The sequence below is a fragment of the Lunatimonas salinarum genome, assembly GCF_017811155.1.
Classification (GTDB): Bacteria; Bacteroidota; Bacteroidia; order Cytophagales; family Cyclobacteriaceae; genus Lunatimonas; species Lunatimonas salinarum.
On the sequence record NZ_JACVCV010000032.1, the window covers coordinates 1 to 14,242 of the forward strand.

Here is a 14,242-nt window from a genome sequence, read left to right on the forward strand (position 1 = left end):
GCTTGGAGATTCCCGAGAATTAAATACCTTTTTAGGTTGAACACCGATGAAAGTTCAGGAGAGGTAAGTGACCTCAAGCCGAAGCAATCTCATTGTAGTGGAGGAGATTGCTTCGTCGTCCCTCCTCGCAATGACGAGGCCGGTTTTTCTCCGTCATTGCGAGGCTTGGAGATTCCCGAGAATTAAATACCTTTTTAGGTTGAACACCGATGAAAGTTCAGGAGAGGTAAGTGACCTCAAGCCGAAGCAATCTCATTGTAGTGGAGGAGATTGCTTCGTCGTCCCTCCTCGCAATGACGAGGTCGGTTTTCGTACGTCATTGCGAGGCTTGGAGAGGGCCGAAGATAGTATGTTAAGTAATCTACGGTTTGCAAGTATATATCGGAGAATGAATCGATATCAAGCCGTGGCAATCCTATTGTAGTTGGAGAGATTGCTTCGTCATTCTTCCTCGCAATGACGAGGTCGTTTTTTTTCGTACGTCATTGCGAGGCTTGGAGATACGTGGTATTGGATAGACAAATTAGACTTTTTTCGGATGCTTAGAATGGATCGGTCAGCGAAATCAAGCCGAAGCAATCTCATTGTAGTGGAGGAGATTGCTTCGTTCCCGACGCGTCGGGACAGGCTGCCCCTCCTCGCAATGACGAGGACGGTTGATTACTTGACAACCACATACGCTACATCCAAACCGGAAAGCCTTTTCTTCCAGTTATTCAGGTTTTTACGCTTTGTGACGATGTAGGCTTTTAGCGCTTTTTGGATAAGCGGAAGGTCGTCCAGGTTATCCGTTGCGAGAATGTAAGTGTGATCTTTTAGGCCAAGTGCCTGCTCCTTGCAGCCTTTGATGTCGGACAGGTACTTACCGGTAAGCACTCCATACGCGTCCGTTTCCAAGGTACTGGCGTGGAAGTCATCCACTTTCAGCCTGTCGGCTATGGCTTGGATCACCGGAGCTAGGGATCCGCTGGCCAAGGTAACGGGGTGGCCCTGTGCTTTTGCCTGCTGCAATAGGGTGTGTACGTCGTCGATCTCCCGGCCGGTGAGCCAATTGGCCACAAAATGCGTTGCTACAGCCCTTAACTTGGCTTCCGGTTCGCCAGATAGTAGACCGATCAGGTGCTTTCTAAGGTCCCATTTCCAGCCGATTTTGGAGCTGACGACGACGAGTACTTTTATCGGCAGGGAAAGGCCCAACCTTAGGATACGGTATTTCCGACCATCGTGCCGTCGGAAGTAGTAAAGCAGAAAATCGTAGGTAGTGTTGGAGTGGTAGAGGGTGCCACAGACGTCAAACACATAGGGTAAAGTAGTCATTCCTACAGAATAAAGTGAGGTACCAGTCTTAATTTATCAATTTTTTGGCTTCGTATATTTAATATTAATATAGTATATTATTAAAAATTTTCGGCGAAATATTTTGTTAATTATCTCGCAAATATTTTGTATTCTTCGGTTATTTTTTTTACATCGAATTGATCGACTATCTCTTTAGAATAGTCAAATTTTTCAAATTTATTATAATCTTTGATAGCTGATATTATTTTATCAGAGAAAGATTTATAATTACCTGTCTGTGCAAATAATCCATGGTAATTATTTCTAAAGAATTCTTTTATCCCACTGGGGCAATCAGAAAGTATTACTGGTGTGTTTAACAGAAGTGATTCAATGACTACGTTTGGAAATCCTTCGTATATTGATGTTGACAAAAGAAATTTCGCTTGGCGTATGTAGCAATAGGGATTCGAACGATAACCTAAAAATTTGATATTCTTTTGTAGATTTAATTCCTTTACAATTTCTTTTAACTGCTGCTCAAGAATGCCCTGTCCGATGATGCCAAGAGTAATGTTTTGGTCAAATTTTGCAACTTCGTTAATCGCTAGGATCATAGTTTTATAGTCTTTTTGAACAGCTAACCTTCCTACCGCAATGAAGGTGTATTTTTCGCATTTTTCTTTAGCTTTTAAGTTTATTAATTGATGGTCAATCGGGTTGTATATTATTTTTATTGTTTTAGGTTGTGTAATGACATTTTTGAAAAAATCTTCCTTCATTAAATTGCTTTGAAATATTATTTTGTCACTTAAGAAGGCAATCAGATTAATAGCTGTTTTGTACTTAAATTGAGAAAGAGTTCCTAGAGATTTAATTTCTTCGCCTACTGTATTTCCTAATCGGTTTATAATCTTTATTTTTTTTGGTAAAAAAATATTTATTAATGAAGATGTTACAGATGCACCTAATGTAGCTATAATTACGTTTGGTCTTATTCTTTTACATAAATTGATCAGGCGGAATAAACAAAGGAACTTACTCTTTGTATTGAAAGAAATAATTTTAATATTCTTATTGAGGATGTGAATAAATGGTCCTTCATTGTTATTTACAACAAACAAAATATCTATTCCTTGTGCGTGGTATTCGTTGGCTAGGGTGATCATTACCCTTTCTGCACCTCCAGGACGGAGGTTGGGGAGGTAGAATATGATCATAAGTTTAATGTAAAAGGCTGCAAACAAAAATAATTAAAACCTAGTTCTTTTAATGTTGATTACCTTATAGATATTTTTTACAAAATCCGGGATGAAGCTCATTTTCTTCTTCTTAGCTTTTGGTGTTTTGAGAGGTTCTATTTTCTCGGGAGTCAAATTACTGGTATTAATATCGGGGAGATCTAATACTTTTTCCAAAAGCTCTGCATATCTTTCACTTACAATTTCAACCGTAAACATCTCAACGACTCGTTGTCTCGCCTGTTTGGCCATGGCCTTTCTTTTCTTAGGGTTTTCAATAAGGTACAGCGCTTTCTCCACAAAGGTCTTTTCGTTTCGGTCTACCACAAAGCCCGAAAGCCCATCCTCTACAATCCAATCCGTAACCCCTTCAATTCTGGAAACAATAGGCACTATACCCATCGACATAGCTTCTATTAAGACAATACCAAAGCCTTCAGACTTAGATGGCATTAAAAAGATATCAATATCTGAAGCCAATCGGGGGATATCTTCAATTTGGAACATCCCGGTAAACTCCACCCTATTTGCCAGCCTGTCAAAAAAATGCATCATCTTCAAGGCATTCAGATCTTGACCCCCTCCCAGATATTTAAGCTTTACATTTTTCTGTTTTTTTCTAATAGAAGAAAAGATCCTAGGAATAAAGAGGACTCCTTTTCTCGGATGGGATATCCGCCCAATAAAGCCAAGCTTAACAGATTCGTTCTTGTTTGTTTTTGTGCCATATAAATAGGTTGAGAAAGGAATAATTTGTAATTTATTGCTTTCTATGCCAAGATTAATTAAATCAGAATATTGTCTAGGAGTAGTAACAACAAACATATCTGTATAGTCTCTATTAATCAATAATATATCATAATTTAAAACCATGGATACTTTAATGATTTTAGTATGAGTTTTTATATGACGAGCAGCAATATGAAATTCAATATAAGAGATTGGTAAAAAAACATCAATATGATACTTACTAAGTAAAAGTGCTAACTCGTCATTTATTACATCTTGTTCACTAGGTGATATAGCTATAAATCCGTCAGCCTCAGTTTTATCAGTTAAATTTAGGCCCATGACGTTCCAACCATATTTCTTCATACCGTTTTTGAGGGTAATGAAAAATGTGTATGGTCCACTTACATGTGGTGACACGGTGACAAGTAAATTTTTCATGGACAGAATTAAAATAAATAATTAAATTTTAAATTAACGGGTTATTGGTGTATTTTTATTCTATTAGATATTCGCCGTAAAATAGATGGTTTGTATTCTACAAAAGGCCGCCATTCAGAAAAGTCCTTGATTCTTCCGGGCTTTTTGGCTTCTAACACTTTCTCGAATACCTGCTGATATTGCTTAATGATATCGGACAGTTCAAATCTTTGCTGAACTGTTTCCCTTGCGGCCTGCTTCATCCGACAAAGTAGCTCTCTATCTCCATCCAATTGCTCAATCCGGCTGATAAAATCACTGATTCTATTTTTTCTTATCACAAAACCATCTTTTCCGGAGGTAATGATAAAATCTGTAATGCCAGCAAGATGGTTGGCCAATGGAACTACCCCGTTCGACATGGCCTCAATTAATGTCAGCGGGAAGCCTTCCACTTGCGAAGGAAATAAAAGAATGTCCCATTTATTAATTATCTGATGAATTTTATCTTGAGGAATAAAGCCGTGGAAGGTAAAAGAAATATTTTTTGATTGTAGATCCTGTAGCCATTTTTTTTTATCCTGACCATCGCCAACGATTTCAAATTGGTATGGAATAGATAAATATGATAAGATACTAGGAATTTTGAACACTCCCTTATGGCCATTATGAATTCTTCCTAGGAATCCGATAGTCAAAGGCAGTTGATGAGCACTTACAGTTGGTATTGGATGGTCAGAAACTCCGTGAGGAATTAGAGTTATTTTGTCTTCAAAACTATCTTTGGACATAAGACGAATCAATTCATTTTGCTGCCGCTGGGATATACAAATAATCTTTGACGAGTATTCTAAAAGTGAGGTGACATAGTGGTAAACTCTTGGTGTATTACTATTCACAATTTGAATTACCTTTGCGTTCTTTAATAGCGGGATACAACTTGCTACAATCCCTGAATTCATGGGGATAACTACATCCACTTCCTTTTCTGCGCAGAAATCTAAAAACAGTTGGCTCAGTTCTTTTTGCTGTTTCTTTCTGTCTAGATGACTTCCTAGATTAACATAATCCTCGTCTTTTAATTCTACATTCGGTATATTACCAAGGGATAAGAGATAAAATTGGGAATGCTTAATATTATTCCTTAAATATTTAAAATGTGTATAATTTCCCGATATAGAGGGAATACCCATAAAAACGATTTTAGTCATTATAGCCTTTTAATTTTTATATAATTAGATGAGCCTAAAATGCTTAGTAGTAATTTGGCTAGAATTTTAAGTCGTAATGGCCTATTTAGAAACGCCTCGGAAAATGACTTAAGGGATTTCAATTTTTGATTATTAAGTAAGTAAAGTTCTCCTAGTCTTTCCATAATTTCACTCCATCTTATCTTACTAGTCTTTAACTCATTTGAATAAATTTTTATAAAACCTAACATCCCTATTAGACGAATTGCATTATTCTTACTTTCCGATCCACTGTGGATGTGGTAATTAACTAAAGGAGATGGTACGAAATCGAAATAACATATTTTAGATAGTCTATAGTAAAAATCTAGATCTTCTCTGTAAATAATTTTTTCATTAAAGCCATTTACATTTGTTACATACTCTCTTTTACACAAAACTACTGATGGAGAACCTATGTGGTTAATTCCTAATATGTTAGTTAAATCTCCTCTGTATTTAGGCTTGAATACACGCTTAGTTTCTGTATCTTTGTCAACGGCATTATATCCGCAATATACTAAGCCATAACTACTAGGTAGCTGATCAAATAGTTTTAGTTGCGTTTCTAGTTTCGAGGACATCCATTCGTCATCATCATCTAAAAATGAAATATAATCTCCATTTGCATTCAAGATACCCGTATTTCGAGCTTGAACGACCCCCATGTTTTTTTTATGTTCTATATATTTTATCCGATGTGAAAAATCTTTTATTTTTTGCTTTGTAGCCAAGCGGAATGAGTCCTCACCTTGGTTATCATCAACTACTATAATTTCAATATTCGTATACGATTGACTTAAAACAGATCGAATAGCACGTGCTAAAAAATCTGACCTTTGATAGGTTGGAATTATCACTGAAACTAGAGGTTTATTATTATTCAATTGTGATTAAATTTTGGTTATGATAATACCATGAAATATTTTTTTGATACAGCTTTTCTGTCCGAGCTATTTTGGAGATTATTACCCTTTGGTTAAAACCGTAAAACTTGGTCGCATGGTATTGGAGGCCTATGGATTTCTGAGGTTGCAAGATTTTCTGTGCCCATACTTTAGCTGCAATTTTAGCAAATTTATACTGGATAAACTTCCTACTTGGAGATTTGAAATGATCTAAATTTTTTTGTTCTATTTTCTCCTGAATAACAGAATTAAAGGCTGAAAAACTATCCCCCTGTAAATTAAAGAGTAGTCTTTTAGGTAATAGATTGAGTACTTTGAAATCCGTCTTCTTAGAAACTTCTAAACTTTCAATCAATGCTATGACTTCTTTGAGGGTGGTTGCCTTTACTCCCATGGTATTGGCCAACCAAATGTCACATTTGGGGTCAAAAATGGGTTTATAATTGATTACGGGAATTTCCGCTATGGTGGCTTCAATCGCAGTAGTGCAACCGTCATGGATTAAGGCCTTTGCTCCTAAAATCCAAGGGTTTACTGGCCCTTCATGGTTTACAATGATATTTGATACCCCATTGAATACGGTTTTATAGTATTGGTGATTTTCTGAAGGATGGGGCCTGTAGATGAAGTTTAAATCTGGAAATTTTACTGCCAAAATATGGGTCAGTTCTACCATTGCCACCATTTGACTGGTGAAATATTGAAAATAATGTACCCGCATTAAACGTGCTTCAAGATCCACTGAATTGATGGACTCGGGAAACGTGTTTTGAAGTCCCCTTCCATGGTTTGCCCAACTATAGTTGCCATTAATAAGAATATAGTTGCTGTATTTTCCCTGTAAATTCTCAACTTCTTCTTGGTAAAAGGTTTTAAACTGGGGTTTGTAAAGGTCGAATCGAGGATGCCCCACTACGTGTATCGGTACTTTTTTGCTTCTTGCTTGGTCAAATTCCTTCTGGAATTCGCCCCAAACACATAGTCTGTCTTTGTCATCAAAAATGGCAGGGTTATATTGAGACTCAAGGGTCTTCCTCCATTGATTTTGATCCCCGGGAAACACCCCTCCTTCCTCATGCAAATAAATAATATCAAATCCCTTGTTTTTTAGTTGATAGTAGCGACTTCCGTCTTCTTCACTGGACGTTTTGTGAAATATATTTTTGCCTATATACAATCCGCCCTCCATGTGCAGGAGAAGTGACATTAAGAAATCATGCTGGCCAATATATATCTTATGGCCGTGACCACTCAATCTGCTTCCTAACATGAGTTTATAATCCATTTCTCGGTTAATTGTTTCTATGGGAAGAAGAATGTTCATACATTAGTTTTTTGAAATACCATTTTAATTGGATCAATTAACTGTCTTTTTATTTTAAAAAGTATGAAAAATAAGTATGGATATTTTATTTGAAATAGATCTCTTATTGTAAATGTATAATTGTTTTCAATTAGGAGCTCATTATATTTTTTAACATATTTTATATGGGTAAAAGATTTAGAGCAATACTCCATCATCAGCCTTAAGTATTTATTTGCTTTCTTTTTGTTTGTTAGTTCGTTTTTATATTTATTATAAACCTTTAAACAAGATAGGATATCAATGTATTTGAATTTCTTTCTTTCCTTAACATAATATACGTCATGGTTTTCAAAATATTTCCATGTATTCTTTTTTGATATTCTGATAAAAAAATCCCAATCTTGGTGTCTTAGTAATGTTTCATCCCATATGATATCAGATAAGATCTCCTTTTTTAATAAATAGGTTGAAGGTAAAGCAGTAGTATCCCAGTTTACTAAAAAATCTAAGGCGGTTTCATCTATTTGAATCGCTCTCGACTTCACTTCCTCATAACGATAATTATTATAGGATGTAATGCCACTATAAAAGCAATCTGGTTGCTCCTTCTCAATAAACTTAACACATTCAACCAAACGGGTCTCCTTCCAATAATCATCAGAGTCTAGGTAGGCAACATACTTTCCTGCCGCACGCTCTGCTCCAATATTTCTACAAGCATTACCTCCTCTAAGACGATCTTCAGGCCTTTTGAAATATTTGATACGAGCGTCTTTTTTTATATAATCAGCTACAAGTACCTCCGTGTTGTCACTTGATCCATCGTCCACAATTAACAATTCCCAATTAGAATAAGTTTGTGATAGAACGCTGTCAATTGCACGAGAGAGTACATGGGCTCGGTTATATGTTGGTATGACAATAGAAATTGAAATCATATAAGTTGTTTATCCAGTATGGAAAATATTTTTTCTTTAACCTGAAACTCATAATCAGAAGCGATAGAGGCATCGTAGCCTTTAGCCCTACTCCGAATATTTTCACTTTTCATGTTATCAAAACCCTTAATGTTATCGATTATTTCCTCTATGCTTTTGCAATGTATTGTCAGTCCGTTTCTGATAAAGCCATAATAATCCTGCAAGTAGGAGTCATAATTCGAAAAGTCGTACTGTAATGGCAATACATTCATACAAGCGGCCTCTAATAATAAGGATGTATTTCCCGCAATGACTATATCTATCTCTTTTAAGAAAGAATTGCTAGATTGGGTTTTGGAATTTGATATTGTGAATTTTCCATAAAAATGTATCACCCTTCCGTCAGCAGGATGAGGTCGAAGACAGATCTCGTATCCTTCGATTTTTTTTTCAAGTGTTCTAATTAGGTAATCTACGTCATCCAAGTGATCTAATGTATTGTAAGCCAATCCAATTTTATATGACCGCCTTTTTTTTGTGATCGCCTCGATCCATTTGTCAAATGCGGGATTTCCGACAGCATATATTTGACCGTCAATTTTTCCCATTGTTTCGTATATAGATTTAGAATGGGCTCCATACAGAAACGAACAATCGAATATTAAAGGGGGGAAAATATTCGTAATGCAAGCATGTTGCAAATAAATCGTTTTTATTTTAGTTTCTTTGGCGATTAGGGCAAAGCCTCTTGAAGATGGAGTGTGGTCATTGGAGATGAAAATTGCCCGAGGCTGATTGTTATGAAGTAAGAATTTATAAAATTCTAGATAAAAATAGTCTAACTTTATTAGGTCTATCATTTTTGACCCATACTTAGGGTGGAAATAGAGGAATATCAAGAAAATATATTTCGTAAAATTCGGATAAGAACTATAACCATATCTTAAGTTGATCGCGTACTCGAGAGTTGCTACATAACCACCTATACATGTCAGAATTGCATTAGGATATCTTTGTAAAAGAAAGCTTAATGTCCTGAAGTTGTTGATTGTGTCAGCATGAATAATAATTTTATTTTTAAGATATGGTTTTCGATAATTCTTGTTTCTATTTATTCTAAAACTACGCAATAGATCCCATAAAGCACCTTCTAAAAAAGACTTGTAAAATGATAAATGATCGGATACACTTTTTAGTTTATTTCTGTCTCCTCTGATGTACAAATGGAATAGTTCTCTTTCTTGTTTAAACATGTAGCCTAAGACTTATAGCTCGAATGCCATTTCTGGATTCACATCTTTCAATATTATTTTCTCAACAAACTCTCTGAAAACTCCTTCGCCTCCTTTTTTATCCATTACTTTATCTACTATTTTTTGAATGTAGGTTGGAGCGGAACTCGGACATGCTGAGAACCCTACTTTCTCCAATAGGGAAATATCATTGATGTCATCTCCAATATAGGCAACTTCGGATAAGGATATGCCCAAAGTTTGACAAAGCTTAGATGCGACTTCCTTTTTATCATTTACTCCCTGAAATAAATAGTCTATTTGTAATTTCTTAGCTCTTCTTTCCACTATCTCAGTAGTTTCGCCAGTTATAATACCAACAGGAATGTTTAATTTTTTACACCACATCACGCCAGCACTATCATAAGTGTGAAATTTTTTCCATTCGTTGCCGGTCTGATCGTAATACATTCCGCCGTCAGTCCAAACTCCGTCTATATCCGTCAATACTAGTTTAATTTCCATTTTTGTATTCAATGTAGCTTTGCATTGCTGCGTACTTGTTCCTTTTCAGTGAAATGTTCGCTAAACCTAAGGTTTCCATTACTGCTATAGTTTCCCCGGGAAATCCTGGATCATTTAACTCATCAAAGGCGATTATGCTCCCGCGGACTAAATGCGGCTGAATTAATTCTAGGCATTTTTTTGTGGGTTCGTACAGATCGAAGTCGAAGTATGCCATCGCTATAACTGTTTGTGGATTGCGCTCAAGGTATTTTTTCAGTTCTATCGATGCGTCACCTTTTATGATTTCTGTTTTTTTAATATGAGGCAAAGGGCTTTCGTTTTCGTGGCATTGTAATAGGCTTTTAATGTATTGATCATATCCCTCCGTTACTCCAAATGCCCCTTTTTGGATATATGAATTTGTACCGTCCTTTTTATCCGTGTTTGGGAATCCTTCGAACGTATCAAATCCGATTATTTTTCGGTTATAGTTGTAAGGCTCATGAATGCCTCTTAGGTTGGTTAGCGTCACCAGGTTTTGGCCCCACCGGCATCCAAATTCAATAATCACTCCATGGATCTTTCCTACTTTTTGATATAATTCGTTTAGAAAGAGGATTTTTGTCAATTCCTGTCTTTTTAAAAAGACTGCGGTTTGGCTTATTTTTTCGTTTTGGGGGATTGGACTTTCAATGGACAGTTTGGTTAGTTGTTTTCTGTTTTCTTTTTCAGTTTCCGATGCTAAAGTTTTCAGTATCATGAGCCCACTTGTCTTTCGTTCAATATTTCGTTTTTTATTACGTCTGTTTGCAATGCTTTGCCGATAATTTTGTGCCTTTGGTTCCAAGCGAGGCCTGTACCAGGGCTTAACATGCAAAGCATATTTTCGGTTACTATCTCTCCTTTTTTATAATATCCGTTCCATGCGAGGGATCTTTCTAGTTTAGTTTTCGCTTCCTTTGCTCCTTCTGAAATGAAAATTTCTGTTTGTCCGAAAGATTGCTCTAAAAGTCTAATGTCACGCACCATCCGATTCAATCCGTCTGGCCCCAAAGATCCGGCTTGATCGGTACCTTTCATTCGCCGATCTAATGTAATATGTTTTTCGATTATTCTAGCCCCCATAGCAGCGGCAGCAATGGGGGCCGATATACCAATGGTATGATCTGAATATCCTATGGTGTATTTACCATAATTTGCCATTAGGTATCGGATGGTATTTAAGTTTACATTTTTCGGTTCGGTAGGGTACTGACTAACGCAGTGGAGTACGCCGATTTTTTCATGGTATTTGGTTATGATGGTTAATGCCTGATCAAGTTCTTTTTTTCCTCCCATACCTGTGGAAAGAATGATAGGTATTTCAGTCTTTGCCATTTCTTCTAATAGTGGTTCATTTGTAAGGTCCCTTGAAGCTACCTTTAAATAATCGGGAACAAAATAATTTAGAATTTCTAGGCATGATATAGCACAAAGCGTTTCTACAAATTCCAGTCCCTTTGATTTTGCGTATTGGTATAGGTCATAATGCTGGGCATTGTCCAGTTCCAGAAACCGTCTATGATCTCCATAGGTTTTTCCAAATGAATGAGGGGAATTGTAAAGCCGGTTCATTTCTGACGTGGTTAGCTCGTAATTTAAGTCCCGTTTTGTCAGTTTTACCGCGTTCATACCCTTTAGTTTCAAGTTAAAAAGTGGCTCTTCTACCTCCCTTGCGGCACTATCAATGATTAACTTGGCGATATCCACCGAACCGTTGTGGTTTTGGCCGATTTCACCTATTAAATAAACCTCGTTCATTTATTTTTTATACTTTAATGTTTCTTGGATCATTTGGTGCTTTTTGGCATGTTTTATTGCCCAATGAATGCATGACTGATAGGTTATAGGTTCGTTTTTTGACATCAGACTAGTGTAGGCTTCCTTGGCGAGTTCAAAATCATTTTGTGTATCGACGGTGAACCTAACCCAGTTTTCCTCCGAGATGATGTTTGGCGCTTCTAAGAATTTTAAGTTGAATATAGTCGGATTTGCATAAATGTAATTGGTGACGTGTTCGGTGTAAAGCAGCTCTGAAGTTAACTTTCCCACTTTTTTTAAAGTATCTACGGTGGTTACTTCCACAAAGAAACCAAAGGCCGTTTTCATCGAAGGTAGGTCACTTATTTTATAGGTTAAGTAGTCAATCCCCTCTGCAAATTCCGCGATTAGGTTTTTTGCTAGCTCTAAATCTAAAAATGGATTATCTGCACATACCCGGATAATTTTATCGGCTAAAAATTTGTCAGCTGCATCTATGAAACGTCTTAACACGTTTTGTTCGTCACCACGAAATATCCGGACAGGGTAATTTGACATTTGCTGCTCGATTTGATCGTCCAGTGGGTTTGTTGAGGTAGCGACAATTAGCCGGTTTTCAGGGAATTCCTCTACCAGCCGTATTATTAGGGTTTCAAGAATGGATTTTTCTTTATAGAATTTCGCGGTTACCTTATTGGGTAAGCGAGTCGACCCATTTCGTGCCTGGATTATAAACGTCGGTTCACTTATGTTCATGTGTTTCTCCTATTGAATAACTCAGCCTATACCCACATCCCCCCATCAAACAATACTGGTCTAGAACCGTTGCACCGCTAGCCTCCAGTTGCCGTTTGGTTTCGTCAAAATTCGGTTCGTGTAGTCCGGTAAATATAAGCCAGAATGGAGCGGTATAGTGCTTGTAAATCTCAATATCCAGTTTTAGGCTTGAGGACTCTTGGCTGTCTTTCGGAAAAATGCCGATCTGTCTGTAAAACCTCACGGTAGGGGACGACATGTTGACTAGGTAGATTGGTTCTTTTTTCTCTGTTTCTCCCAGTCCGTATGCTATCTAAAAGTCTTGGAATTTTCTGAACTAATTGAAGTTTGGTTGTTAGTGATATGATCATTCGCCTATATTTAGTTATCCAGTTATAAATTGGTCCTGCCGACATAACCAATACAACTGGTAGCATGACAACTAGAAAGCGGCTATTCCAATTTACGGTCAGTAGAGCTGGACTTAGAATACTCATTGTGACATAAATTGCCGCAAACAAGCGGAGTGGAAATGTAATTTTTTCGTTTCTGAGGCTTTTTATAAAGGCGATATAAACAGGTATCAGAAATGCCAATGCAGTCAAGTTATGCAAGGTTGAGTAGTAAGGCCGCGCATACGCAAGAAAGAAAAAGGCTTTTGTGATAGTAAGTCGCATGGCGTAAATAGGATTTCTCGACATCAATTCTCCCATTTTAATGATTGCAGGAAGATCCTCATTTGGTATATACAGATCTGGAGGTGGTTGGATCAATAACCACCTCGCATAATCTTTATGAGCCACATTGGTGATACGGTAGATAATTTCCCCTTCTTTAAATGCTGCCACAAAGCCATATGTGTAAAGCATTTGGTTTAATAGTATTAGAAAGACACTAAGCGTAAAGACTAACATGGCTACTCGGTAGAAGGTAGTTTGTACTTTGCACCAGAAGTAATATAGCATCACTGAGATGATTCCCGCTAATAATGCCACTCCGGAGGGTTTTACAAAAAAAGAGTATCCGATCACTAGGAACGTTATCAGTGTGGAAAATCCATTTCGGTGTCCTTTCCACCAACGTATGAGTAAGTAGAAACCTATACAGGTAAGGCTAATCAAAAGCGATTCACAGTATATCCAAAAATTCCAAAATGATATCATAAAGAAGCCTAAAAACATAAGCCCTCCAACCAAGCTAATCTCTTTTTGGTGGTAAAGGAGTAATCCGCTACGATATACCGCATGAAGTGCGACATATGACAGTAGGACCTGCGCCAGTACTATTGCGCCGAGCGAACTCCAAATGCTTGTTACAGCAAGTATAAATATGGGGTATCCAATGTACCAGAAGTCGTGGGGTTTAAAGAAGAGGCCCCTTTCTTTGATTTCCGACGCATAGGCCAAGTACCGCTCCGTATCCGAATCGATAGACACCCCAAGTTTGGCAAATAGTGCGGCGTTTATCACTACAAATAATAGGGATAGGGATGTAAGGGGATAGTTGTTTATTAGCGTCATCAATGGCCTTGATGATGATTGCTGTTTTCACTCGTCACTGCGAGGCTTGGAGTGGTGGTGTCCGTCATTGCGAGGGTTGCCGCTTTCCCCGTCATTGCGAGGCTTGGAGATGCCTGAAAATAGAATACATTTTTAAGTTGAAATCCGATGCAACCTCAGGAACGATAAGCGGCCTCAAGCCGAAGCAATCTCAATGTAGTGGAGGAGATTGCTTCGTCGTCCCTCCTCGCAATGACGATAACGCGTGGAGAGATTGCTTCGTCGTCCCTCCTCGCAATGACGATAACGGTTTTTGTCCGTCATTGCGAGGCTTGTAGATATGTGGTATTGGATAGACAAATTAGTCTGCTTTCGGATACTTAGAATAGGTTGGTAATCGATATCAAGCCGCGGCAA

At 37.4% G+C, this 14,242-nt stretch carries 15 protein-coding genes; 1 reads left to right on the forward strand and 14 read right to left on the reverse strand.

Annotated features, from left to right (window positions below; translation table 11 throughout):
* The coding region (locus IAQ59_RS21070; protein ID WP_209332838.1) for a hypothetical protein at window positions 1-186 on the forward strand (186 nt) is incomplete at its 5' end.
* 474 nt (window positions 187-660) lie between these two features.
* Here IAQ59_RS21070 and IAQ59_RS21075 read toward each other — a convergent pair.
* From IAQ59_RS21075 to IAQ59_RS21140, 14 genes are all read right to left on the reverse strand, one after another.
* Window positions 661-1,317, reverse strand: coding sequence for a haloacid dehalogenase-like hydrolase (locus IAQ59_RS21075; RefSeq protein WP_209332839.1), 657 nt, complete (start codon window positions 1,315-1,317; stop codon window positions 661-663).
* 110 nt (window positions 1,318-1,427) lie between these two features.
* On the reverse strand, window positions 1,428-2,498 hold the full coding sequence (locus IAQ59_RS21080) for a glycosyltransferase (protein ID WP_209332840.1): 1,071 nt from the start codon (window positions 2,496-2,498) through the stop codon (window positions 1,428-1,430).
* Between the two features lie 33 nt (window positions 2,499-2,531).
* Window positions 2,532-3,689, reverse strand: coding sequence for a glycosyltransferase family 4 protein (locus tag IAQ59_RS21085; protein ID WP_209332841.1), 1,158 nt, complete (start codon window positions 3,687-3,689; stop codon window positions 2,532-2,534).
* Between the two features lie 41 nt (window positions 3,690-3,730).
* The gene (locus IAQ59_RS21090; RefSeq protein ID WP_209332842.1) at window positions 3,731-4,879 is read right to left on the reverse strand and encodes a glycosyltransferase family 4 protein; all 1,149 of its coding nucleotides are present in this window, start codon (window positions 4,877-4,879) and stop codon (window positions 3,731-3,733) included.
* The gene (locus IAQ59_RS21095; RefSeq protein ID WP_209332843.1) at window positions 4,879-5,784 is read right to left on the reverse strand and encodes a glycosyltransferase family 2 protein; all 906 of its coding nucleotides are present in this window, start codon (window positions 5,782-5,784) and stop codon (window positions 4,879-4,881) included. The genes IAQ59_RS21090 and IAQ59_RS21095 overlap by 1 nt, the downstream gene beginning before the upstream one ends.
* Window positions 5,777-7,129: a surface carbohydrate biosynthesis protein gene (locus IAQ59_RS21100; RefSeq protein ID WP_209332844.1), complete on the reverse strand. Its 1,353-nt coding sequence runs from the start codon at window positions 7,127-7,129 to the stop codon at window positions 5,777-5,779. The genes IAQ59_RS21095 and IAQ59_RS21100 overlap by 8 nt, the downstream gene beginning before the upstream one ends.
* Window positions 7,126-8,049, reverse strand: a complete 924-nt coding sequence (locus IAQ59_RS21105; protein WP_209332845.1) for a glycosyltransferase family 2 protein — start codon at window positions 8,047-8,049, stop codon at window positions 7,126-7,128. The genes IAQ59_RS21100 and IAQ59_RS21105 overlap by 4 nt, the downstream gene beginning before the upstream one ends.
* Window positions 8,046-8,639 (reverse strand): glycosyltransferase family protein, encoded by a 594-nt coding sequence (locus IAQ59_RS21110; RefSeq protein ID WP_209332846.1) that lies wholly within the window; start codon window positions 8,637-8,639, stop codon window positions 8,046-8,048. The genes IAQ59_RS21105 and IAQ59_RS21110 overlap by 4 nt, the downstream gene beginning before the upstream one ends.
* Before the next feature lie 657 nt (window positions 8,640-9,296).
* Window positions 9,297-9,788: a KdsC family phosphatase gene (locus tag IAQ59_RS21115; protein WP_209332847.1), complete on the reverse strand. Its 492-nt coding sequence runs from the start codon at window positions 9,786-9,788 to the stop codon at window positions 9,297-9,299.
* Window positions 9,778-10,530, reverse strand: a complete 753-nt coding sequence (locus tag IAQ59_RS21120) for a class I SAM-dependent methyltransferase (protein WP_209332848.1) — start codon at window positions 10,528-10,530, stop codon at window positions 9,778-9,780. Before IAQ59_RS21120 ends, IAQ59_RS21115 begins: the two co-directional genes overlap by 11 nt.
* Window positions 10,527-11,570: an N-acetylneuraminate synthase family protein gene (locus IAQ59_RS21125; RefSeq protein ID WP_209332849.1), complete on the reverse strand. Its 1,044-nt coding sequence runs from the start codon at window positions 11,568-11,570 to the stop codon at window positions 10,527-10,529. Before IAQ59_RS21125 ends, IAQ59_RS21120 begins: the two co-directional genes overlap by 4 nt.
* A complete protein-coding gene (locus IAQ59_RS21130) occupies window positions 11,571-12,326 on the reverse strand; it encodes a cytidylyltransferase domain-containing protein (RefSeq protein WP_209332850.1) in 756 nt (251 codons plus the stop codon).
* Window positions 12,327-12,496: 170 nt separating this feature from the next.
* Entirely contained in the window at window positions 12,497-13,321 is an 825-nt protein-coding gene (locus tag IAQ59_RS21135; protein WP_209332851.1) for a hypothetical protein, read from the reverse strand.
* A gap of 699 nt (window positions 13,322-14,020) precedes the next feature.
* A partial coding sequence (locus tag IAQ59_RS21140) for a hypothetical protein (RefSeq protein ID WP_209332852.1) occupies window positions 14,021-14,242 on the reverse strand: 222 nt, incomplete at its 5' end.

Bases quoted from the DNA above. Each gene is read 5' to 3' on its own strand.
- IAQ59_RS21100 (WP_209332844.1), bottom strand. From the start codon at position 7,129: ATGAACATTCTTCTTCCCATAGAAACAATTAACCGAGAAATGGATTAT.
- IAQ59_RS21110 (WP_209332846.1), bottom strand. From the start codon at position 8,639: ATGGGAAAAATTGACGGTCAAATATATGCTGTCGGAAATCCCGCATTT.
- IAQ59_RS21085 (WP_209332841.1), bottom strand. From the start codon at position 3,689: ATGAAAAATTTACTTGTCACCGTGTCACCACATGTAAGTGGACCATAC.
- IAQ59_RS21120 (WP_209332848.1), bottom strand. From the start codon at position 10,530: ATGATACTGAAAACTTTAGCATCGGAAACTGAAAAAGAAAACAGAAAA.
- IAQ59_RS21090 (WP_209332842.1), bottom strand. From the start codon at position 4,879: ATGACTAAAATCGTTTTTATGGGTATTCCCTCTATATCGGGAAATTAT.
- IAQ59_RS21125 (WP_209332849.1), bottom strand. From the start codon at position 11,570: ATGAACGAGGTTTATTTAATAGGTGAAATCGGCCAAAACCACAACGGT.
- IAQ59_RS21130 (WP_209332850.1), bottom strand. From the start codon at position 12,326: ATGAACATAAGTGAACCGACGTTTATAATCCAGGCACGAAATGGGTCG.
- IAQ59_RS21115 (WP_209332847.1), bottom strand. From the start codon at position 9,788: ATGGAAATTAAACTAGTATTGACGGATATAGACGGAGTTTGGACTGAC.
- IAQ59_RS21080 (WP_209332840.1), bottom strand. From the start codon at position 2,498: ATGATCATATTCTACCTCCCCAACCTCCGTCCTGGAGGTGCAGAAAGG.
- IAQ59_RS21105 (WP_209332845.1), bottom strand. From the start codon at position 8,049: ATGATTTCAATTTCTATTGTCATACCAACATATAACCGAGCCCATGTA.
- IAQ59_RS21075 (WP_209332839.1), bottom strand. From the start codon at position 1,317: ATGACTACTTTACCCTATGTGTTTGACGTCTGTGGCACCCTCTACCAC.